This is a genomic window from Vibrio sp. AIC-3 (assembly GCF_013114515.1).
GTDB classification, from domain to species: Bacteria; Pseudomonadota; Gammaproteobacteria; order Enterobacterales; family Vibrionaceae; genus Vibrio; species Vibrio crassostreae_C.
On record NZ_VTXG01000003.1, the window covers coordinates 114,818 to 133,989 of the forward strand.

The 19,172-nt window shown below is 45.3% G+C and carries 21 protein-coding genes and 1 riboswitch; of the genes, 9 read left to right on the plus strand and 12 right to left on the minus strand.

Going from position 1 to position 19,172, the window contains the following annotated elements; translation table 11 throughout:
- Positions 1–3 precede the first annotated feature (3 nt).
- Positions 4–717: a 3-deoxy-D-manno-octulosonic acid kinase gene (locus tag F0229_RS03750; RefSeq protein ID WP_171732281.1), complete on the minus strand. Its 714-nt coding sequence runs from the start codon at positions 715–717 to the stop codon at positions 4–6.
- A gap of 96 nt (positions 718–813) precedes the next feature.
- Between F0229_RS03750 and F0229_RS03755 the strand changes: the two genes are divergently transcribed.
- Entirely contained in the window at positions 814–1,896 is a 1,083-nt protein-coding gene (locus F0229_RS03755; RefSeq protein ID WP_017063093.1) for a glycosyltransferase family 9 protein, read from the plus strand.
- Between the two features lies 1 nt (position 1,897).
- Positions 1,898–2,380 (plus strand): pantetheine-phosphate adenylyltransferase, encoded by a 483-nt coding sequence (coaD, locus tag F0229_RS03760; RefSeq protein WP_171732282.1) that lies wholly within the window; start codon positions 1,898–1,900, stop codon positions 2,378–2,380.
- A gap of 64 nt (positions 2,381–2,444) precedes the next feature.
- Here the strand turns inward: coaD and F0229_RS03765 are convergent, their stop codons facing one another.
- From F0229_RS03765 to radC, 6 genes are all read right to left on the minus strand, one after another.
- Positions 2,445–3,449 carry an NAD-dependent epimerase gene (locus F0229_RS03765; protein ID WP_171732283.1) on the minus strand — a complete coding sequence of 335 codons (1,005 nt, stop codon included), beginning with the start codon at positions 3,447–3,449 and terminating at the stop codon, positions 2,445–2,447.
- 91 nt (positions 3,450–3,540) lie between these two features.
- Entirely contained in the window at positions 3,541–4,350 is an 810-nt protein-coding gene (mutM, locus tag F0229_RS03770; RefSeq protein ID WP_171732284.1) for a bifunctional DNA-formamidopyrimidine glycosylase/DNA-(apurinic or apyrimidinic site) lyase, read from the minus strand.
- A 2-nt stretch (positions 4,351–4,352) separates the two neighbouring features.
- Entirely contained in the window at positions 4,353–4,877 is a 525-nt protein-coding gene (locus tag F0229_RS03775) for a hypothetical protein (RefSeq protein WP_032546317.1), read from the minus strand.
- 204 nt (positions 4,878–5,081) lie between these two features.
- Complete coding sequence (gene rpmG / locus F0229_RS03780; RefSeq protein WP_002535344.1) at positions 5,082–5,249, minus strand: 50S ribosomal protein L33; 168 nt, start codon at positions 5,247–5,249, stop codon at positions 5,082–5,084.
- A gap of 13 nt (positions 5,250–5,262) precedes the next feature.
- The gene (gene rpmB / locus F0229_RS03785; protein ID WP_004728407.1) at positions 5,263–5,499 is read right to left on the minus strand and encodes a 50S ribosomal protein L28; all 237 of its coding nucleotides are present in this window, start codon (positions 5,497–5,499) and stop codon (positions 5,263–5,265) included.
- A gap of 291 nt (positions 5,500–5,790) precedes the next feature.
- Positions 5,791–6,465, minus strand: a complete 675-nt coding sequence (radC, locus tag F0229_RS03790; RefSeq protein ID WP_171732285.1) for a DNA repair protein RadC — start codon at positions 6,463–6,465, stop codon at positions 5,791–5,793.
- Positions 6,466–6,689: 224 nt separating this feature from the next.
- Here radC and coaBC point away from each other — a divergent pair, with 224 nt between their 5' ends.
- The 3 genes from coaBC (at position 6,690) to lpxL (ending at position 9,681) form a co-directional block, all read left to right on the plus strand.
- A complete protein-coding gene (coaBC, locus tag F0229_RS03795) occupies positions 6,690–7,931 on the plus strand; it encodes a bifunctional phosphopantothenoylcysteine decarboxylase/phosphopantothenate--cysteine ligase CoaBC (RefSeq protein ID WP_171732286.1) in 1,242 nt (413 codons plus the stop codon).
- A gap of 139 nt (positions 7,932–8,070) precedes the next feature.
- On the plus strand, positions 8,071–8,661 hold the full coding sequence (gene slmA / locus F0229_RS03800) for a nucleoid occlusion factor SlmA (protein ID WP_004741428.1): 591 nt from the start codon (positions 8,071–8,073) through the stop codon (positions 8,659–8,661).
- Between the two features lie 39 nt (positions 8,662–8,700).
- Positions 8,701–9,681 (plus strand): LpxL/LpxP family Kdo(2)-lipid IV(A) lauroyl/palmitoleoyl acyltransferase, encoded by a 981-nt coding sequence (gene lpxL / locus F0229_RS03805; RefSeq protein ID WP_017063085.1) that lies wholly within the window; start codon positions 8,701–8,703, stop codon positions 9,679–9,681.
- An 84-nt stretch (positions 9,682–9,765) separates the two neighbouring features.
- On the opposite strand, the gene pyrE is transcribed toward lpxL, so the two are convergent.
- Both pyrE and rph read right to left on the minus strand, forming a co-directional pair.
- Positions 9,766–10,407, minus strand: a complete 642-nt coding sequence (gene pyrE / locus F0229_RS03810; RefSeq protein WP_017059267.1) for an orotate phosphoribosyltransferase — start codon at positions 10,405–10,407, stop codon at positions 9,766–9,768.
- A gap of 107 nt (positions 10,408–10,514) precedes the next feature.
- Positions 10,515–11,231, minus strand: a complete 717-nt coding sequence (rph, locus tag F0229_RS03815) for a ribonuclease PH (RefSeq protein WP_009847983.1) — start codon at positions 11,229–11,231, stop codon at positions 10,515–10,517.
- Between the two features lie 248 nt (positions 11,232–11,479).
- Here rph and F0229_RS03820 point away from each other — a divergent pair, with 248 nt between their 5' ends.
- Positions 11,480–12,346 (plus strand): YicC/YloC family endoribonuclease, encoded by an 867-nt coding sequence (locus F0229_RS03820; protein ID WP_017059268.1) that lies wholly within the window; start codon positions 11,480–11,482, stop codon positions 12,344–12,346.
- A 404-nt stretch (positions 12,347–12,750) separates the two neighbouring features.
- Here the strand turns inward: F0229_RS03820 and F0229_RS03825 are convergent, their stop codons facing one another.
- The 3 genes from F0229_RS03825 to F0229_RS03835 all read right to left on the minus strand — a co-directional run bounded on the left by F0229_RS03825 (position 12,751) and on the right by F0229_RS03835 (position 15,291).
- Positions 12,751–12,963 (minus strand): cold-shock protein, encoded by a 213-nt coding sequence (locus F0229_RS03825; protein WP_004735656.1) that lies wholly within the window; start codon positions 12,961–12,963, stop codon positions 12,751–12,753.
- 310 nt (positions 12,964–13,273) lie between these two features.
- Positions 13,274–13,699 (minus strand): phosphate-starvation-inducible protein PsiE, encoded by a 426-nt coding sequence (locus tag F0229_RS03830; RefSeq protein ID WP_017062464.1) that lies wholly within the window; start codon positions 13,697–13,699, stop codon positions 13,274–13,276.
- 221 nt (positions 13,700–13,920) lie between these two features.
- The gene (locus F0229_RS03835; RefSeq protein WP_017062465.1) at positions 13,921–15,291 is read right to left on the minus strand and encodes an NCS2 family permease; all 1,371 of its coding nucleotides are present in this window, start codon (positions 15,289–15,291) and stop codon (positions 13,921–13,923) included.
- A 58-nt stretch (positions 15,292–15,349) separates the two neighbouring features.
- Positions 15,350–15,449, minus strand: a riboswitch (purine riboswitch).
- Positions 15,450–15,797: 348 nt separating this feature from the next.
- On the opposite strand from F0229_RS03835, the gene gmk reads away from it, so the two are divergent.
- From gmk to spoT, 3 genes are all read left to right on the plus strand, one after another.
- Positions 15,798–16,421, plus strand: a complete 624-nt coding sequence (gmk, locus tag F0229_RS03840; RefSeq protein WP_017062466.1) for a guanylate kinase — start codon at positions 15,798–15,800, stop codon at positions 16,419–16,421.
- Positions 16,422–16,540: 119 nt separating this feature from the next.
- A complete protein-coding gene (rpoZ, locus tag F0229_RS03845) occupies positions 16,541–16,813 on the plus strand; it encodes a DNA-directed RNA polymerase subunit omega (RefSeq protein WP_009848003.1) in 273 nt (90 codons plus the stop codon).
- A 53-nt stretch (positions 16,814–16,866) separates the two neighbouring features.
- A complete protein-coding gene (spoT, locus tag F0229_RS03850) occupies positions 16,867–18,993 on the plus strand; it encodes a bifunctional GTP diphosphokinase/guanosine-3',5'-bis pyrophosphate 3'-pyrophosphohydrolase (RefSeq protein WP_171732287.1) in 2,127 nt (708 codons plus the stop codon).
- Positions 18,994–19,172: the final 179 nt, after the last annotated feature.

Genomic DNA, 19,172 nt, shown 5'->3' on the forward strand with positions numbered 1-19,172 from the left:
CAACTAACCTTGGTAGCCTTGCAATAACGGTTCCCAATCCTGCTCTTGCCATTGAATCTGGCGCTTGTTCACTTCTTTTAAGAACGAGCGCTTTAAGCGATTCAAGTTGTCTTCTTTCCAGTCATCACCCGCTTGATGACCACACTTATCAAAGTCAATAATCCACACGTTTTGTGAAGTATCAAGCAAGATATTATGAATGTTGAGATCGGTATGATTAACCCCAGCATCGTGCATCTTGCGTACCTCTTGCCCAATTCGACGATAAACATCCGCATCTATCGGGCCATTGACCAAGACATCAACCAAATCTTTGGCATTGGGAATTCGTTCAGACATTAAGTCCGCTCGATAAAGTAGTCCGCTTTTAATGGCTCTAGCAGCAATGGGCTTCGGTACATTCACACCTGCGTTTGCCAATGCCTTGAGAACATTAAGCTCCATCGCACAGCGCGTGCTTTCCCAATCAGAGAAGCGATATTGGTCTTCGACTAGCTTCCCAAACAATCCGCCACGGCGATAATGGCGCAATGCGGCCTGTATTCCATCAAGCTGAATGAACCATGTGGTACCGCGTCCTTGAGCACTGCCTGAAATGGCGTCTTGTTGCTGCCAATATTCAGCCTCAAAAATCTGAGCGATATCGTCCTCTGGTACCTGAGCCAAAAGTTCAGGGTCGTACCAAATTGTTTGGTTCTTGGTGCTAATCGTTTCCATCTATGAGGCCTTTGGGTCGCTTTTCGTCATTGCTATTTTACAACTAATGCGAGTATCTGCATAATTCTGATGTTATTCACTTTTTTCGGGCACTTTATGTCACTGTTCTCAACTGCACCTCAATCTCTTTGCATACTTCGCCTCTCCGCGATTGGCGATGTTTGTCATGCTATTTCTGTGGTTCAAGCCATCCAGAAGCAGTGGCCTGAAACGAAAATCACTTGGATAACGGGCAAAATAGAAGCCATGCTGATCGGCGATCTACCCGGTATTGAGGTGATTGTTTTCGATAAGAAACAAGGCTTCAAAGGAATGCGTGAATTATGGCGTCAGCTATCTGATCGTAAATTTGATGCACTTCTGCATATGCAAGCCGCACTCAGAGCCAGCGTGCTATCTTGGGGGATAAAGGCGAAGTGCAAAGTGGGATTTGGCAAAAACCGTACTCGTGAAATGCAGTCACTCTTTACCAACCACCATCTACCTATTTCAGATAAGTTTCATGTGTTGGATAACTTTGCCGAATTTGCTCGCTACATTGGTGCCCCCTTCGATAAGCCTCAATGGGATATCCCTTTAACACCTGAAGATGAACAACTCGCAATTAGCACCATGGCAGACAAGCCGACCTTGGTTATCTCCCCAGCTGCAAGCAAAGATTCACGCAATTGGTTAACTGAGCGATATGCAGCTATTGCTGATTATGCTGTCGAACAAGGCATGCAAGTGGTGTTATGTGGTTCTCCGGCACCAAGAGAAGTTAACCTTGGTAGCGACATCGAAAAATTATGCCAGTCGCCAGTAACCAACTTGATTGGCAAAACGAACTTGAAGCAACTGACTGCCGTACTGAAACATGCAACGGTTGTATTGGCACCTGATACTGGCCCAGCCCACTTGGCAACTACGCAGTCAACGCCTGTAATCGGCTTGTACGCGCACAGCGATCCTCGTAGAACAGGACCTTACAACGATCTCGATATCGTAGTGAGTGTTTATCAACAGCACGTAGAAGCACAACAAGGTAAACCAGTCGCAGACCTTCCATGGGGAACCCGTGCTAAAGGCGATGACCTGATGAAAGACATCACACTCGATATGGTAAAGCAGCAACTCGATAAGGCCTTAAACTCTAGTAAAGCACCGAATTCGAACACTACATTAAGCAAGGACAGCTAAAATGAGCACACACGTTATTTATCCAGGAACTTTTGATCCGGTGACCAATGGCCACCTTGATATCATTGTTCGTGCCGCTAGCATGTTTGACCATATCACTGTTGGAGTAGCAGCGAGCCCAAGTAAAAAAACCATGTTTGAGTTAGATGAACGTGTAGAGTTGTTACGTGATGCGGTGTCTCACTTACCTAACGTATCTGTAGAGGGATTCTCAGGGTTACTAGTCGACTTTGCTAAACAGCAGCAAGCAAACGTATTAGTACGTGGTCTAAGAACAACCATGGACTTTGAGTACGAGTTTGGTCTCACTAGCATGTATCGTAAGCTCCTACCTGGCCTTGAAAGCGTATTTCTGACCCCTTCAGAAGAGTATGCTTTCCTCTCTTCAACCATTGTTCGTGAAGTCGCTATACATGGAGGAGACATAAGTCAGTTTGTGCCACAGAAAGTTGCAGATGAGATCAAACTGAAAACAGTGAAATAACCCTGCATTCAAAAACAAAAATAGCGCTCATTGAGCGCTATTTTTTATGACTGAAATTTGGGTTTTACAGTGAGTAGTAAGCCTTATACCAATCCGCAAATGCTTTGGCGCCTTCTTGGATTTTAACTTGAGGCTTATAGCCTACTGCTTCAAACAGATCTTCAGTATCGGCGTAAGTCGCGTACACATCACCAGGTTGTATTGGCATGAAGTTCTTCTTCGCTTCGATGCCTAAAGCCGTTTCCAATGCTTCAACGTAATCCATCAATTTAACTGGGCTACCATGACCTATGTTGAACACACGGTATGGTGCAGAGCTGGTCGCCGGTGATCCTTGCTCTACCGTCCAATCTGGCTGTTTTGCTGGAATTCGATCTTGTACACGAATAATGCCTTCAACGATATCATCGATATAAGTGAAGTCACGCATCATGTCGCCGTTGTTATAAATGTCGATTTCTTTGCCCGCTACGATTAGATTCGCAAACTTGAACATCGCCATATCAGGGCGACTCCAAGGGCCGTAAACCGTAAAGAAGCGAAGACCTGTCGTTGGTACGTCGTATAAATGAGAATAGGTATGCGCCATCAACTCATTCGACTTCTTAGTCGCGGCGTACAGTGAAATCGGGTGATCAACACTGTCTGCTGTATGGAATGGCATTTTTTGATTCAAGCCATAAACGGAACTCGATGAAGCATAAACGAGGTGTTCAACCTTATTATGGCGACAACCTTCAAGAATAGCTAAGTGACCGACAAGGTTGCTATCGGCATACGCCATTGGGTTATCAATTGAGTAACGAACGCCAGCTTGCGCTGCTAAATGAATCACACGGTCAAATTTTTGCTCAGCAAACAGCTTCGCCATGCCCTCTCTATCAGCAAGATCCAGCTCAATAAAGGTCAGGTTTTCATGTTCGATACGTTTAAGGCGGTCATGCTTTAAAGAGACTTCGTAGTAGTCATTCAAGTTATCAATACCGACAACCTCATGGCCTGCTGCGCATAGTCGCTCTGACACTGCAGAGCCAATAAAACCAGCAACGCCAGTTACTAAATATTTCATTCTACTATTCTCAATTCATATAATTAGTACAATTGTAGTCACTCGCTAGCCTATCGACTAGCAATAAAAAGTGAACACGAGTTCAGATTTTCTATACTTGGCACTCTTCGCAATAAAACGTATTGCGCTGTCCGATTTTTAGCTCTTGAATCAATGCTTCGCAGCTTGGACACTTTTCACCTGCTTTACCATACACTTGCAGCTCTTGTGCGAAGTAGCCTGGTTTACCATCAGCCTGAGAAAAATCTTTCAGCGTAGTACCACCTTGCTTGATAGCCGTTGCGAGTACTTGTTTAATCTCATCGGTTAACAAGATCCATTCGGCTTTGGTCACTTTGTTTGCCGATCGTAACGGGTGGATTTTTGCAGAGAACAAGGCTTCGTTAGCGTAGATATTCCCGACACCCACCACCACTTTGTTGTCCATGATGAACTGCTTGACGGCCACTTTACGCTTTTCTGCTTTCTCAGCAATGTAGTCAGCGTTGAAGTCATCGGTTAGTGGTTCAGGGCCAGAACCGAGCAACACAGGGTGTGTTTCGTCGGGAGCAGACCACAGCCAAGCGCCAAAACGACGTGGATCGTTGTAGCGTAGTACTTTTCCATTAGTGAGCTTAAGATCCACGTGATCGTGCTTTGCTGCTGGGAAGTCAGCATCTAATACGCGTAGTGAGCCAGACATACCAAGGTGAACAATGGCAGTGCCAGTATCCGTTTCAATCAATAGGTACTTTGCACGGCGCGAGATAGAGCGAATCACCTGCCCTTCTAATGCTTTTAACTCTTGTGGGATATCCCAACGCAGCTTAGGCGTGCGAAAAGTAAGGGTTTTAATGGTCTCGCCAACTAAATGAGGCGAGATCCCCATACGGCTTACTTCGACTTCGGGTAATTCAGGCATAGTTAGTCGTCCGATTTAGAGGAGTGGTTAGCGTTAAAGCTTGGAAACAGGTAGCTCTCTTCAATAGACACCGCCAACCACTGATCATTCCAGTTTTTTAACAACCAGAACTCAGGCAATTGATAATAGGTAATACGCTGGGGCTCTTCTTGGTCTTGATACCATACTTCGATGGTGTGTGGTGTATTTAACCGAGGCGTAAGGTCTGTGTAGGTCTGTGAGTCGACTTCCGTGCCCACAAGCTCTTTCCAACGTTGTGACAGCTCTTGTGCATTGGTGGCTTGAGGAAAGTCAGTATCTTCGAACTGGTAAACCCATTGATTATCTTGTTGAATGACAGACCACTTAGCAAAGTGTAACGCTTGAAGCTTTGCTGTTGGGTTCAGGAGATAAGGATAAGGGCTATCAACCTGCGGTTCAGGCTCGATAAGGTACGCTTTGATCAATGTTGGAAGGTTTAACACGCCAATAAAAGCGATCACACTGAACATGAGTATGTTGTTCCACCGGCGTCCACGATATCTCATCTGATTCTGCTCATCTAACCTATTGAACATTCAGTATATCGTGAAAGTGGCAATACTTTCTATGTTGTACAGATTTCTATCTATCAGAGGCTATATCAAGCAAGAATAATTGAGTTCCTCAAATTTTAGATATAAAAAAACCCAGCGATTAAACTGGGTTTTTCAATTCTTTCTTCTACTGAAGAAGAGCAAAAAAAGCATCAATTACTTGATTTTAGCTTCTTTGTACATAACGTGCTGGCGAACTACTGGATCAAACTTTTTGATCTCAAATTTGCCTGGCATGTTACGCTTGTTCTTATCAGTTGTGTAGAAGTGACCAGTACCTGCAGAAGATACTAGACGAATTTTCTCACGAATGCCTTTAGCCATTGCTTAATTCCTCTTAAACGTTTTCGCCACGTGCACGGATATCAACAAGAACAGCATCGATGCCTTTCTTATCAATGATACGCATGCCTTTAGCAGTTAGACGTAGTTTAACAAAACGTTTTTCGCTCTCTACCCAGAAACGATGAGTTTGTAGGTTCGGCAGAAAACGGCGCTTAGTAGCATTGCGTGCGTGTGAACGGTTGTTACCCGTTACTGGACGCTTACCAGTTACTTGGCATACTCGGGACATGAATGTCTTCTCCAATCGTTTCAGCTCGATATCAACCTTGGTGGCCGAACCTCTCTATCAATTAAAATAGAAGGTAAAAACCGTTATGGAAAATCCATACAAGGCTATCAAAGGTCGCGCATTATACTAACTTGACACGCATTGCTCAAGACCCGAACAGATCCTTTTTACGGATTTCGTGATCTTTTTTTGTGCAGCGCAGCTTGCTTGAGTAATCAGAGCTGATTTTAGGTCTAAAAATGTGGCCGGAATAATAGCAGATTTAACGCAACTAACAACCTAAAATGTGATTCAAATCCATCCACGCTCTGCAAAAGAGACAACTTCGCCATCTCCAACGACAAAATGGTCGAGAACTCGGATGTCCACCAGCGCTAATGCGTCGGTCAATCGGCGTGTAATCCTCCTATCCGCTTGGCTGGGCTCCGCGACACCCGAAGGATGGTTATGAGCCAAGATTAATGCCGCCGCATTGTGATGAAGTGCCCGTTTAACCACTTCCCGTGGGTAAACCGATGCGGCATCGATGGTTCCTTCAAACATAACTTCGTCTTTGATTACCCTATTTTGGTTATCGAGGAACAATATATAGAAGGCTTCTCGCTGGCGATCACGCAACATGCTCGAAAGATAAAGCTTAGTATGACTAGGGCTAGTGAGTGCATCTCCGCGAGATAACGTCTCTGCTAGATAGCGCTGTGTCATCTCTAACACAGCCTGTAATTGAGCATACTTGGCCTGCCCCATCCCTTTATGGGCACAAAATTCTTCCTGCGTTGCTGAAAAAAGGTGACGGAGCGAGCCAAAGTCTTTGATCAACTTATCAGCGAGTTCCAACACGTTCATTCCTTGTGTCCCTGTTCGCAGAAATATCGCGAGCAGTTCCGCATCACTCAAAGAATCAGGCCCTCGACTCAATAACTTTTCTCTCGGCATCGATTCGGCAGGCATTTTATCTATTGGCATATAAAAGCTAATCACTAGTAATGAACACGACCCACCACCTTAATGAGATCGTAACCGGAGATCCTTCGATAGAGATAAAAGGAAACGAGTCACTAGCAAAACCGTGTAATTGATAAGTTTGATAACACCAACTTGATGAGCGTCAAATCTGTTCTAATTCTGCTTCTAGGCACTAATCCTTTGTTCTGATATCGTAAGTCCCAGAGAAATTAAGGAACAGAATCATGCAAACATTGGTTAATCAACTGGATAACGCTGACCTACAAGGCCTAGCTGGGAAAAAAATCCTACTTGGCATTAGTGGTGGTATCGCTGCGTATAAATGTGCCGAACTGACTCGACGCTTAATTGAGCGTGGAGCACAAGTACAAGTCGTGATGACAAATGCAGCCAAGGAGTTCATCACTCCTCTCACCATGCAAGCCGTCTCTGGAAGGCCAGTGTCTGATAGTTTGCTTGATCCTGCTGCTGAGGCTTCCATGGGGCACATCGAGCTCGCAAAGTGGGCTGACTTGGTATTACTAGCACCAGCAACCGCAGACCTGATTGCTCGCATGACAGCTGGCATGGGTAACGACCTACTGACGACTTTGGTTTTAGCAACCGATGCGCCAGTTGCGGTATCTCCAGCAATGAACCAGCAAATGTACAGCCACCCTGCCACTCAAGAGAACATCGCAACTCTAAAGCGTCGTGGTTGTGAAATTTGGGGGCCAGCAGCTGGCGAGCAAGCGTGTGGTGATGTCGGTATGGGGCGTATGCTAGAGCCAATGCAGATCGTACATCGTTGTGAAGACTTCTTCCAACCTAAGCCGCTTACTGGCCGTTCTGTGCTTATTACTGCAGGGCCGACTCGTGAAGCCATCGACCCTGTGCGTTACATTACTAACCACAGCTCAGGCAAGATGGGTTATGCACTGGCTGAAGCGGCCGCTAAACAAGGCGCAACAGTGACTCTAATCAGTGGCCCTGTTTCATTAGCGACGCCAAACAAGGTTAATCGTATCGATGTCGACAGCGCTCAACAGATGTTTGATGCGGTTACTGCTAACGCTTCTCAACACGATATTTTCATCAGCTGCGCCGCGGTTGCCGATTACCGCCCTGAGACCATCGCAGACCAAAAGCTTAAAAAGGTCGACGGTAAAGACGACATGACCATTCAAATGGTTAAGAATCCAGATATCGTCGCTTCTGTCGCTTCAATGACGGAAGGACGCCCATTTACTGTCGGCTTCGCAGCGGAAACTCAAGATGTTGAGAAGTACGCACGCGGTAAACTGGAAAGAAAGAACCTCGATATGATCTGCGCCAACGACGTCTCAGTCGAAGGGCAAGGCTTCAATAGCAATAGCAATGAGCTGCACCTTTATTGGAAAGGCGGCGATAAATCTCTGCCACTGGAAAGCAAAGACACACTTGGTTTCCAGATCCTCGCTCAGATCCAACAGCTTATTGATGCATAAACGCACAAATTTGCTCTGACAATCTGCTGACACCTCTCGATTCTGTTGACCTAGGGCTTACAAAACTAGGAAACAGAATTGAATGGTGTTTATAATCCTTCTTCACTCAATCCTCATCTTTAGGAAAGGAAGTAAATAGATGGCTGGTACTCGAAAATCAAACCGTCGTGAAGAAATCCTACAAGCTCTCGCACAAATGTTGGAATCGACCGAAGGTGCTTCTCGTATCACAACGGTAAAGTTGGCCAAGCAAGTTGGTGTTTCTGAAGCTGCGTTATACCGCCACTTCCCAAGCAAAGCCCGCATGTTTGAAGGCCTGATCGAGTTCATTGAAGAAGCGTTGATGTCTCGAATCAACCGTATTCTGGATGAAGAGAAAGACACGCTAGAGCGCATACGCCTAGTACTACAACTTATCTTAGTTTTCTCAGAACGTAACCCAGGCCTGACTCGAATTTTATCTGGTCATGCTCTAATGTTTGAAAATGAACGCCTGCGTGATCGCATCAACCAACTTTTCGAACGCATTGAGACGCAACTTCGCCAGATCCTGCGTGAAAGAAAGCTTCGTGAAGGGAAATCATTCCCGGTTGATGAGAAAATCTTAGCCGCTCAACTGCTCGGTCAAGTTGAAGGCAGCTTGAATCGATTTGTTCGCTCAGACTTCAAATATCAACCAACAGAAAACTTTGATGCTTATTGGGCACTGCTAAGCGCTCAGATTAAGTAGCAATCAAATTAAGTGGCAATCAAATCTTAAGTGATGGTTATGACGACGAAAACTTCTTCAGCAAACGGCACAGCACAACACGTGATTACTAAGCCGCCTTTTACTCTAGCTCTACTTCACCCTAAATATTGGGGTGTATGGTTTGGTTTTGGGTTATTGGCGCTTATTGTTAACGTTCTCCCTTATCGCCTCTTACTGCTGTTAGGCCGATCGTTAGGCTCTTTGGGTGCTCGCTATGGTAAAAAACGCGTCGCGGTAGCAACACGTAACTTGGAGCTCGCCTTCCCAGACAAGCCAGCAGATGAAGTCGCGGCAATGGTCAGTGAGAACTTTAAGAACACAGGTATGGCACTCATCGAAACCGGCATTACCTGGTTCTGGCCAACGTGGCGTTTCAAGCGAATCCTAGTAGATAAAGACACCCAAACACTGCGTACACATAAAGCCAACGGTAAAGGTGTTCTTCTATGCTGTGTGCATGCCTTAAATCTAGAGATCACTGCGCGAGCAATGGCTGTATTAGGTATTTCTGGTTTAGGTGTTTATCGCCCGCACAACAATCCGGCTTATGAATTCATTCAATACCGTGGTCGTACTCAAAACGGCAACCGCCTGATTCACCGTAAAGACGTGAAGCGTATGATTCGAATCCTGCGTCAGGGTGAGATCCTTTTCTACCTACCGGATCATGATTACGGTCGTAACAAGTCTGTGTTTGTGCCTTTCTTCGCTGTAGAAGATGCATGTACTACAACAGGCACTAGTATTCTGGCTTATACGAGCCGATGCGCACTTGTTCCGGGTTCTGGTTTTAGAAATGCCGATGGCAAGTATGAGATCATGGCCGATGAATCGATCGAAGATGACTATCCACAGAAAGATGAGAAAGCGGCTGCCGCCTACATGAACCGCTACCTTGAGAAGATTATCTTAAGAGCACCAGAACAGTGGATGTGGCTGCACAAGCGCTTTAAGACCATGGAAGACCCAGAAGTGGAGCGCGGCATTCGTTATAAATAATGAATACTGAATACTGAACCAAAAGAAAAGGGGCTGATGAATCATCAGCCCCTTGTGCATTCTATAGTCTAATTACGAGTAGTATTAGATGCCGTATTGAGCACGGTACGCTTTTACTGACTCTAGATGTGCTGCGTCTGTGCCTTTCTCTTCAAGGAAAGTCACCAAGTCAGTCAGGCTAACGATTGAGATAATCGCACAACCGAAGTCACGCTCAACTTCTTGAATCGCAGACAGTTCGCCTTTGCCCTTCTCTTGACGGTCGATAGCAACAAGCACGCCCGCTAAATCAGCGCCATTTGCTTGGATGATTTCCATCGACTCACGAATCGCAGTACCTGCAGTGATCACGTCGTCCACTAACATGATGCGACCTTCAAGCGCGCTACCGACAAGGTTGCCACCTTCACCGTGGTTTTTCGCTTCTTTACGGTTGAAGCAGTAAGGCGTGTCTACATCGTGGTGATCCGCTAGTGCAACCGCTGTCGTCGTTGCAATTGGGATACCTTTGTATGCAGGACCAAATAGTACATCAAACTCAATGCCAGAATCAGCCAATGCTGCTGCGTAGAAGCGACCTAAGCGCGCTAGGTCACGACCTGTATTAAACAATCCAGCATTGAAGAAGTAAGGGCTCTTGCGGCCAGACTTTAAAGTAAACTCACCAAACTTAAGTACTTCTTTCTCTAGTGCAAATTCAATAAATTCACGTTGATATGCTTTCATGCTCATCCTCTATGTTTACTCAATAAAACTTAACTTACGCCCTGTACCACCCTTTCAGGTTTTACAGACAAAAAAATAGCCCCCAAATTGGGAGCTATTAAAAATGACTAGTCGGCCAACGCAGCTTTCTGCGCTTCGACGATATCGGCAATGCCCTTATTAGCCAGGGCTAAAAGCTGCATCAGCTCTTCGTGGCTGAACGGTTCGCCTTCTGCGGTACCTTGAATCTCAATCATCTTACCGTCTTCCGTCATTACAACGTTCATGTCGGTATCGGCTGCTGAGTCTTCAACGTACTCAAGGTCACACAGTGCTTGTGCACCAACGATGCCCACTGAAACTGCCGCTACGTGGCCTTTCATTGGGTTCTTTTTCAGTTTGCCGCTTGCTAGTAGGCTGTTGATAGCATCAGCCATTGCAACGCTTGCACCTGAGATAGAAGCAGTACGAGTACCGCCGTCTGCTTGGATAACATCACAATCGACAGTGATCATAATTTCACCCATTACTTTCAGGTCAACAACAGCACGTAGGCTACGAGCGATCAGACGTTGGATTTCCATCGTACGACCACCTTGCTTGCCGCTCGCCGCTTCACGACGGTTACGAGTGTGCGTTGCACGTGGCAGCATGCCGTATTCAGCCGTTACCCAACCCTTTCCTTGGCCTTTTAACCAACGCGGTACGTTTTCTTCTACCGTCGCATTACATAGAACTTTAGTGTTGCCGAACTCAACTAATACAGAACCTTCAGCATAAGCTGTGTAGTTACGAGTAATTTTAATTGGACGAATTTGATCTACAGCGCGGTCATTTGGACGCATTGGTATCTACCTTATTAACAGTCTGAAGTGATTTACTATCGAAAGAGTGCATCACCTAAGAAAGGGGTGAGACAGTTTTGATTGGGGCAAGATTATATAGCAGTTTATCGTGCAAATCTATTTACCGTTCAAAGCTATTTACCACGAAAGGCTATTTACAGTGAAAAGCGACAGGCTTCGAGAGCACACCATATCGTGATACTATGCGTGCGCGTTATTTTCAGAATGATAAAAGACAGGAAAATTCGATGATTTATAGTATGACCGCGTACGCACGCAAAGAAGTAAAAGGCGATTGGGGCAGCGCAGTATGGGAAATCCGTAGTGTAAACCAACGCTACCTAGAAACTTACTTCCGTATGCCTGAACAGTTCCGTGGTTTAGAGCCAATCTTGCGTGAGCGTTTCCGTAAGCGTCTTGCACGCGGTAAGGTTGAATGTAACCTACGCTTTGAAGCAAACCCTGCTGCAAAGGGCGAACTAAGCATTAACGAAGGTTTGGCTCAGCAAGTAATCAATGCTGCGAACCAAGTAATGACGATGACAGGTGAAGACAGCCGTTTGAACCCATTCCAAGTCATGAATTGGCCTGGTGTGATGGAAACGCCAGAGCAAGACATGGATGCCATCAACAAAGACCTACTTGAAGCATTCAACGATGCTATCGCAGAGTTCATTGATGCTCGTGCTCGTGAAGGTGAGAACATGAAGGCGCTAATCGTACAGCGCTTAGATGCAATCACTGAAGAAGTAGTGAAAGTTCGTGCACGCATGCCTGAGATCCTAGAGTGGCAACGTGAGCGTCTTCTTACCAAATTTGAAGATGCGAAAATCGAACTTGAAGGTTCTCGTGTTGAGCAAGAGCTTATCCTGCTAGCGCAGAAGTCAGACGTAGCAGAAGAGCTAGACCGTCTAGATTCTCATGTGAAAGAAGCGAATGCAGTACTGAAGAAAGGCGGCGCTTGTGGCCGTAAGCTAGACTTCATGATGCAAGAGTTCAACCGTGAGTCAAACACGCTAGCGTCTAAGTCTATCAGCACAGACATCACAGCATCAGGCGTAGAGCTTAAGGTTCTTATCGAACAGATGCGTGAGCAAATTCAGAATATTGAATAACAGTTTGTCAGTAACACGCTGAATAGCCATTAACTGAATCAGTGTTGATTAACTAACAGTGTTGATTAGATCAAGATAAGCTCCTAGTTTTAGGGGCTTTTTTTGTGGATACAATAATGCCAATCACCGTAAGTAAATGAGCAAAAATCGGAGATCAGAGAGTTGAACCGGAAAAGTAACTTAGAACGAAGTATAGATTGTGGATTGCGATAAGGGGGTAACGAAGTAGTGGGTATAACGAAATAATGGGATAACGAGAGTAAAAAGGTATTAAGGGTATTTCAGAGGGAAATAAAAATTTCTAAACAGGAGATAAGAAGTTAAAGCAGAAGAGGTATAGAAAGTGAAGATTAAGCTGGGAAAGTGACGCAAGTTGCTGTTGCAACCTGCGCCGACTTAAAATCTTATAGAGCTACAACGTTTGCAGCTTGAAGACCTTTTTGGCCTTGCTCTACTTCGAAAGACACTTGTTGGCCTTCTTTAAGAGTCTTGAAACCTTCAGAAGCGATTGCACGGAAGTGTACGAATACGTCAGCGCCGCCGTTGTCTTGAGTTAGGAAACCGAAACCTTTCTCTTCGTTAAACCATTTTACTACGCCGTTTGTTTTGTTAGACATGATGTGTCCCTTATATAAAAATAAAAAATTAATCGCCAAAAGTGCGATGCGCTGAAAGCTTGAATTATTTAATGTATCTATGAAGCCAAGGGAAACACTGAGAATAACAATGAAGCAATACTAAGGGTTTTACTTTACAACTGATGTTTCATTTAATAACTCTGAAAACAGAGCGAGGCCATTCTTGGTGATCTGGGTCGGGTTGTAAAGCTTTATTTGAAAATAATTGATGTTTTTTTGTTCGGTTGGCTTGAATTCAAGCCCAGCTAGGTCGCCGGGCTTGATTTGTAAGACTTTGATCTCAAAAAATTTACTCGTCCGGCTGCTTAGTTCTGAGATCGACATATGGCCAGTAATGGTGACCGACTCGAATCAACAGAGTTGCTGCTGCTAAGATAAATGCCGCTAAAGATAACCAAACGATCAATACCGCATCGAGTTCTTTCATGCCCAAAGTGATGTAACGAGCAATCGCCATCATCGCGATATAGATTGGGTATCGCACTGGGATCTTACCGTTCATCACAAACTGCTGAACCATCGCCAACACTTCTAAATAGATAAACATCAGCAGAATGTCGGTCAATTGCACTCGGCGTTCAGCGAAGACATGCATGAACTCTTCGACCATCGCAAACAAGGTCGCGAGCGTGATCGCCACCAGCAATACCGCTTCCATAATGTGGAATACTTTTAAAAACGGCTTACTAAAAGATTTAGGTAAGTGAGAAGGCATAGTCACTCTTCAAAAAATAATTAATCCAGTCTCTACAATAGCATGCATCAATATAAGTCGCGTACTGTCAAAGCACCGACTTTAGGCTAACGCCATCAACTCATCGGTAACCAACATTAAGAAGCAACGGTAAAAAGCAACAAATACAAAAATGGCCCCGCATTCACTGCAGAGCCATCTGTTTGTCTTTTACTTAGCGACTTCTTAGTGACTAATTAGCCTTAAAGCAGAATCAGGTAAGTTAAGAACACCACACACAGTCCGTAGATAAGCGGGTGTACTTCTTTGCGCTTACCTGCCACAACCATTGTGAATGCGTAGCTGATGAAGCCCATCGCCATACCGTTCGCTGGAGAGAAGCTTAGCACTGTGAACATGATGGTAAAGAAGGCTGCAATGCGTGACTCTTTCTTTTCCCAGTTGATCTGACCAAGACGACCTACCATGTAGATGCCGACTACTACCATCGCCGGTGCAACCATTGCAGCCGAGAAGATAGAGAAGATTGGGTATAGGAATAGCGAGATTAGGAACAGACCAGCCACCATGACTGCTGCCAAACCCGTTTTTGCACCTTGAGAAGAAGCGATGCCAGACTCAGAGAAAGCAGTGATCGATGTGGTACCAAGAATTGAACCAATCACAGTACCGCCCGCATCTGCTACTAGAGCCGATTTCGCGTTTGGCACCTTGCCGTCTTTATCGATGATACCCGCATCACGGCCAACGCCGACAATGGTGCTCAAGCCATCAAAGAAATCGACAATCAAGAAGATAAGTACGATGAACAGTAGGTCGAACATTTTCTCTGGCGTGAAAGCAGAGAAATCAAAGATAGCGCCGAAGCTGCCTGCCATGCTTGGTGGCATAGCAATGAACTGCTCTGGGATTGGTGCGTTTGAAGTGCCCATGAAGACGTCAGCAAGAATCGTCAACACGATAGCAGAAACGAATGAGATGAACGTTGCTAGCTTGATGTCACGAACCATACAACCCAGTGCAATGAAGATGCTCACGTAAGCGATGATCACTTTTGGATCAGAAATGTCGCCTAAGCCTACCAATACGAATGGGTTAGAAACGATGATGCCCGCATTCTTAAGACCTAAGAAAGCAATGAACAGTCCGAGAGACACGGTAATCGCCAACTTCAAATCTTCAGGAATCGATTCAATCATCGATTTACGAATATTGGTCAATGAGAACGCAAGGTACAAAATACCAGATAGGAAGATACCGAACAGCGCTTCATTCCAAAGCACGGCAACAGATCCACTTAACAGCAGACCTTTGAAAAAGCCGTTCATACTCATGCCCGGCGCTAGCATTACAGGGTAGTTGCCCCAAATGCCCATAATTAGGGTTGCGATTGCCGCAGACAGAGCCGTTGCAGTAAACACGGCACCTTTGTCCATGCCTGGAATATCACCCAAAATTGCTGGGTTAACCGCCAGAATGTAACTCATCGCCAAGAAAGTAATGAAACCCGCATACAGCTCAGTGCCAATCGTGGTTTTTCTTTCAGTGATTTTAAACATCGAATCAAGCGAGCCAGAGGTGTTCTGGGCTTTCAGGGTGGAATCGGTACTCACAACAAAACCTTTGCAATAAATTAAGAATTTGGTGATTCAAATGCTGTGAGAATAGAGAGGTCTCTACACTAAAAACTGTAGTCACCAAGGTAGGCTCGGTAGTAGAAACATCTAGACCTTTTTACTAGACATATACAGCATTTAATCGTTTGCGCGGATTGTAAGGATTGAGATTAAAACTTCAACAAATTTTGTCCAGATCACATAAAAAAGTACCGATGACGAGTCATTACATTTATACAAAGATCTTTGAGAAGATCATTTGCTGATAAATAACGATCAAGCCAGTTGTTCTCAATCATCTAAATATGCTACTCTTCGCCTCCATTTTTCTGACCTAATTTTCACCAGTTGCTTCTATTAGTTTTACTCGTTATCTCTTTATAGACGTAACCAACGGCACAATTAGTAGATGCGCCATCGGAACAAAAATTAGAGTCAGTGCTATCTTTTAAAGTGTAGGTTTATTGCCTTCACTCAATCCAACCAACAGTGGAAATATACAGATGGGCAAAGGTACTCTTTACATCGTATCTGCACCTAGTGGCGCAGGTAAGTCGAGCTTGATCTCAGCAATGCTAGAAACCAATCCAACCTACGCAATGAAGGTATCTGTTTCACACACCACTCGCGGTATGCGCCCTGGTGAAGAAAATGGTGTTCACTACCACTTCGTAGAGAAGCATCATTTTGAAGACCTTATTACTAAAGGTGAATTCCTAGAGTACGCTGAAGTGTTCGGCAACTACTACGGTACTTCACGCGTTTGGATTGAAGAAAACCTAAACCGCGGTATCGATGTATTCCTAGATATCGACTGGCAAGGTGCTCGTCAGATCCGTGAACAAATGCCTCAAGCGAAGAGTGTATTCATTCTTCCACCATCAAATGGTGAACTAGAGCGTCGTTTGAATGTTCGCGGTCAAGACAGCGACGAAGTTATTGCGAAACGCATGAGCGAAGCAAAATCAGAGATTTCTCACTATGCAGAATATGATTATGTGATCGTGAATGACGACTTTGATGCAGCCCTAATGGACTTCAGAGCTATCATTCGTGCGGAACGCTTAAAAGAAGATAAGCAAGCAGCGAAATACAGCGGCATGCTTACTGCTTTATTAGCGGAATAATCTAGATCCCCTAGATTTTCTATTGAGATAAGTATACGGTGATCTAGAAAGTATCTAGTTAAACTTGTATACTTTCTCGTCATCAAAAATTTATTAGTTAATTACTATTTGGAGTCCTCATGGCACGCGTAACTGTTCAAGACGCTGTTGAAAAAGTTGGCAACCGTTTCGACCTAGTTCTTATTGCGGCTCGCCGCGCACGTCAAATGCAAACTGGCGGTAAAGATTCACTAGTGCCTGAAGAAAACGATAAGCCAACGGTTATCGCTCTTCGCGAAATCGAAGAAGGTCTTATCACTAAAGACGTACTAGATGCTCGTGAACGTCAAGAGCAACAAGAGCAAGAAGCGGCTGAACTTGCAGCAGTAAGCAGCATCGCTCACACTCGTTAGCTCATATTCGCAAAAAGCGTCATTCGAACTAATTAACCTTCCGGGCCTTTAATTTGTATCTATTCGATAGCCTCAAAGACGTTGCCCAAGAATACCTAACAGAGCCTCAAATTGAGGCTCTGCGTCAATCTTATGTGGTAGCGAGAGACGCCCATGAAGGGCAAACCCGCTCAAGCGGTGAACCATACATTATCCACCCTGTAGCTGTTTCAAGAATCCTGGCAGAAATGCGTCTGGATATCGAAACCCTGCAAGCTGCTCTGCTTCATGATGTCATCGAAGACTGTGATGTCACTAAAGAAGATCTAGAGGAAAAATTTGGCAATACCGTTGCTGAATTGGTTGATGGTGTATCTAAGCTGGATAAGCTTAAATTTCGTGATCGCAAAGAAGCGCAAGCAGAGAACTTCCGCAAGATGGTTCTCGCCATGGTGCAAGACATCCGCGTTATCTTGATCAAATTAGCTGACCGTACTCACAACATGCGCACGCTTGGGGCACTTCGTCCTGACAAAAAGCGTCGTATTGCTCGTGAAACCCTAGAGATTTATTCTCCACTAGCTCACCGTCTTGGTATTCATAACATCAAGACCGAACTAGAAGAGCTGGGCTTTGAAGCCCTCTATCCTAACCGTTATCGCGTACTTAAAAACGTCGTGAAAGCTGCGCGTGGTAACCGTAAGGAAATGATCCAACGTATCCATAGTGAAATTGAAGGCCGCCTTGAAGAGGTCCGTTTGCCTGCTCGCGTACTTGGTCGTGAAAAAAACCTGTTCTCCATCTACAACAAGATGAAAACTAAAGAGCAGCGCTTCCACACCATTATGGACATCTACGCTTTCCGCGTGGTGGTTGATACCCCAGATACTTGTTATCGCGTACTTGGTCAGGCTCACAGCCTGTACAAGCCTCGCCCTGGCCGCATGAAAGATTACATTGCGGTACCAAAAGCCAACGGCTACCAATCTCTGCACACGTCAATGATCGGCCCTCACGGGGTGCCAGTTGAGGTTCAGATCCGTACTGAAGATATGGATCAAATGGCAGACAAAGGTGTCGCAGCGCACTGGTCTTACAAAGGCAACGGCTCACGCAGCAGTAATGGCACAACCGCACAGGTTAAAGCACAACGTTGGATGCAGAGCTTACTTGAGCTGCAACAAAGCGCGGGTAACTCATTCGAATTCATTGAAAACGTTAAGTCTGATCTGTTCCCAGATGAGATCTTCGTGTTCACGCCGAAGGGTCGCATTGTCGAACTTCCGGCAGGCGCAACAGCGGTCGATTTTGCTTACGCGGTACATACCGATGTCGGCAACATGTGTGTAGGTGCTCGTGTAGACATGAACCCTTACCCACTCAGCAAATCACTGAAGAACGGTCAAACCATTGAGATCATCAGTGCTCCGGGCGCACGTCCGAATGCAGCATGGCTCAACTACGTGGTGACATCACGTGCGCGTACTAAGATCCGTCAGGTTCTGAAGACTATGCGCCGCGAAGAGTCGATTACCTTAGGTCGTCGTCTACTGAACCACGCACTTGGCGAACACTCGATTGGTGATATCGGCCAAGAGAACGTTGAACATGTATTGTCTGATCTTCGTCTCGACAGTATTGAAGACTTGCTAGCGTCAATTGGTCTTGGTGAGCTGATGAGTATCGTGATTGCTCGTCGCCTACTAGGTGATGCTGACGAACTGACTGAAGTAGAAAACAACAGCGACACGCCTAGGAAGAAACTTCCAATTCGTGGTGCTGAAGGTCTACTACTGACGTTCGCTAACTGTTGTCACCCAATTCCAGATGATCACATCATTGCCCATGTATCGCCAGGTCGTGGCCTTGTGGTTCACCGCGAAACGTGTCCAAACGTTCGTGGTTACCAGAAAGAACCAGACAAATACATGGCGGTTGAATGGTCTGACGATTACGACCAAGAGTTCACCGCTGAACTTCAGGTTGATCTGCAGAACCACCAAGGTGCACTGGCTGAGTTAACTAACGTTATCTCAAAAACAGGCTCTAACATTCACGGTATTTCAACCGAAGAACGTGATGGACGCCTGTACACAGTGACTATCTTGCTGACGACCAAAGATCGTATTCACCTTGCAAGTATTATGAAAAAGCTACGTGTGATGCCACACGCACTGAAAGTAAGACGTCGTAAGAACTGATCAAAGTAAAGATGAGGGATTCGAGATGGCGAGATGCGAAGAGCAAAAAACTTCGTGACTCACCATCTTGGCTCCACATCTTTTTTAATCTTTTCGTATCTCGTTTACTCGTACCCCGTATCTGCTCTTCATTCCTTCGTGTCTCGTTTACCCGCATCCCGCATCTGCTCCTAATCTGC

Coding starts and splice junctions, on each gene's coding strand:
- F0229_RS03750 (WP_171732281.1), bottom strand. CDS start 717: ATGGAAACGATTAGCACCAAGAACCAAACAATTTGGTACGACCCTGAA.
- F0229_RS03755 (WP_017063093.1), top strand. CDS start 814: ATGTCACTGTTCTCAACTGCACCTCAATCTCTTTGCATACTTCGCCTC.
- coaD (WP_171732282.1), top strand. CDS start 1,898: ATGAGCACACACGTTATTTATCCAGGAACTTTTGATCCGGTGACCAAT.
- F0229_RS03765 (WP_171732283.1), bottom strand. CDS start 3,449: ATGAAATATTTAGTAACTGGCGTTGCTGGTTTTATTGGCTCTGCAGTG.
- mutM (WP_171732284.1), bottom strand. CDS start 4,350: ATGCCTGAATTACCCGAAGTCGAAGTAAGCCGTATGGGGATCTCGCCT.
- F0229_RS03775 (WP_032546317.1), bottom strand. CDS start 4,877: ATGAGATATCGTGGACGCCGGTGGAACAACATACTCATGTTCAGTGTG.
- rpmG (WP_002535344.1), bottom strand. CDS start 5,249: ATGGCTAAAGGCATTCGTGAGAAAATTCGTCTAGTATCTTCTGCAGGT.
- rpmB (WP_004728407.1), bottom strand. CDS start 5,499: ATGTCCCGAGTATGCCAAGTAACTGGTAAGCGTCCAGTAACGGGTAAC.
- radC (WP_171732285.1), bottom strand. CDS start 6,465: ATGCCAATAGATAAAATGCCTGCCGAATCGATGCCGAGAGAAAAGTTA.
- coaBC (WP_171732286.1), top strand. CDS start 6,690: ATGCAAACATTGGTTAATCAACTGGATAACGCTGACCTACAAGGCCTA.
- slmA (WP_004741428.1), top strand. CDS start 8,071: ATGGCTGGTACTCGAAAATCAAACCGTCGTGAAGAAATCCTACAAGCT.
- lpxL (WP_017063085.1), top strand. CDS start 8,701: ATGACGACGAAAACTTCTTCAGCAAACGGCACAGCACAACACGTGATT.
- pyrE (WP_017059267.1), bottom strand. CDS start 10,407: ATGAAAGCATATCAACGTGAATTTATTGAATTTGCACTAGAGAAAGAA.
- rph (WP_009847983.1), bottom strand. CDS start 11,231: ATGCGTCCAAATGACCGCGCTGTAGATCAAATTCGTCCAATTAAAATT.
- F0229_RS03820 (WP_017059268.1), top strand. CDS start 11,480: ATGATTTATAGTATGACCGCGTACGCACGCAAAGAAGTAAAAGGCGAT.
- F0229_RS03825 (WP_004735656.1), bottom strand. CDS start 12,963: ATGTCTAACAAAACAAACGGCGTAGTAAAATGGTTTAACGAAGAGAAA.
- F0229_RS03830 (WP_017062464.1), bottom strand. CDS start 13,699: ATGCCTTCTCACTTACCTAAATCTTTTAGTAAGCCGTTTTTAAAAGTA.
- gmk (WP_017062466.1), top strand. CDS start 15,798: ATGGGCAAAGGTACTCTTTACATCGTATCTGCACCTAGTGGCGCAGGT.
- rpoZ (WP_009848003.1), top strand. CDS start 16,541: ATGGCACGCGTAACTGTTCAAGACGCTGTTGAAAAAGTTGGCAACCGT.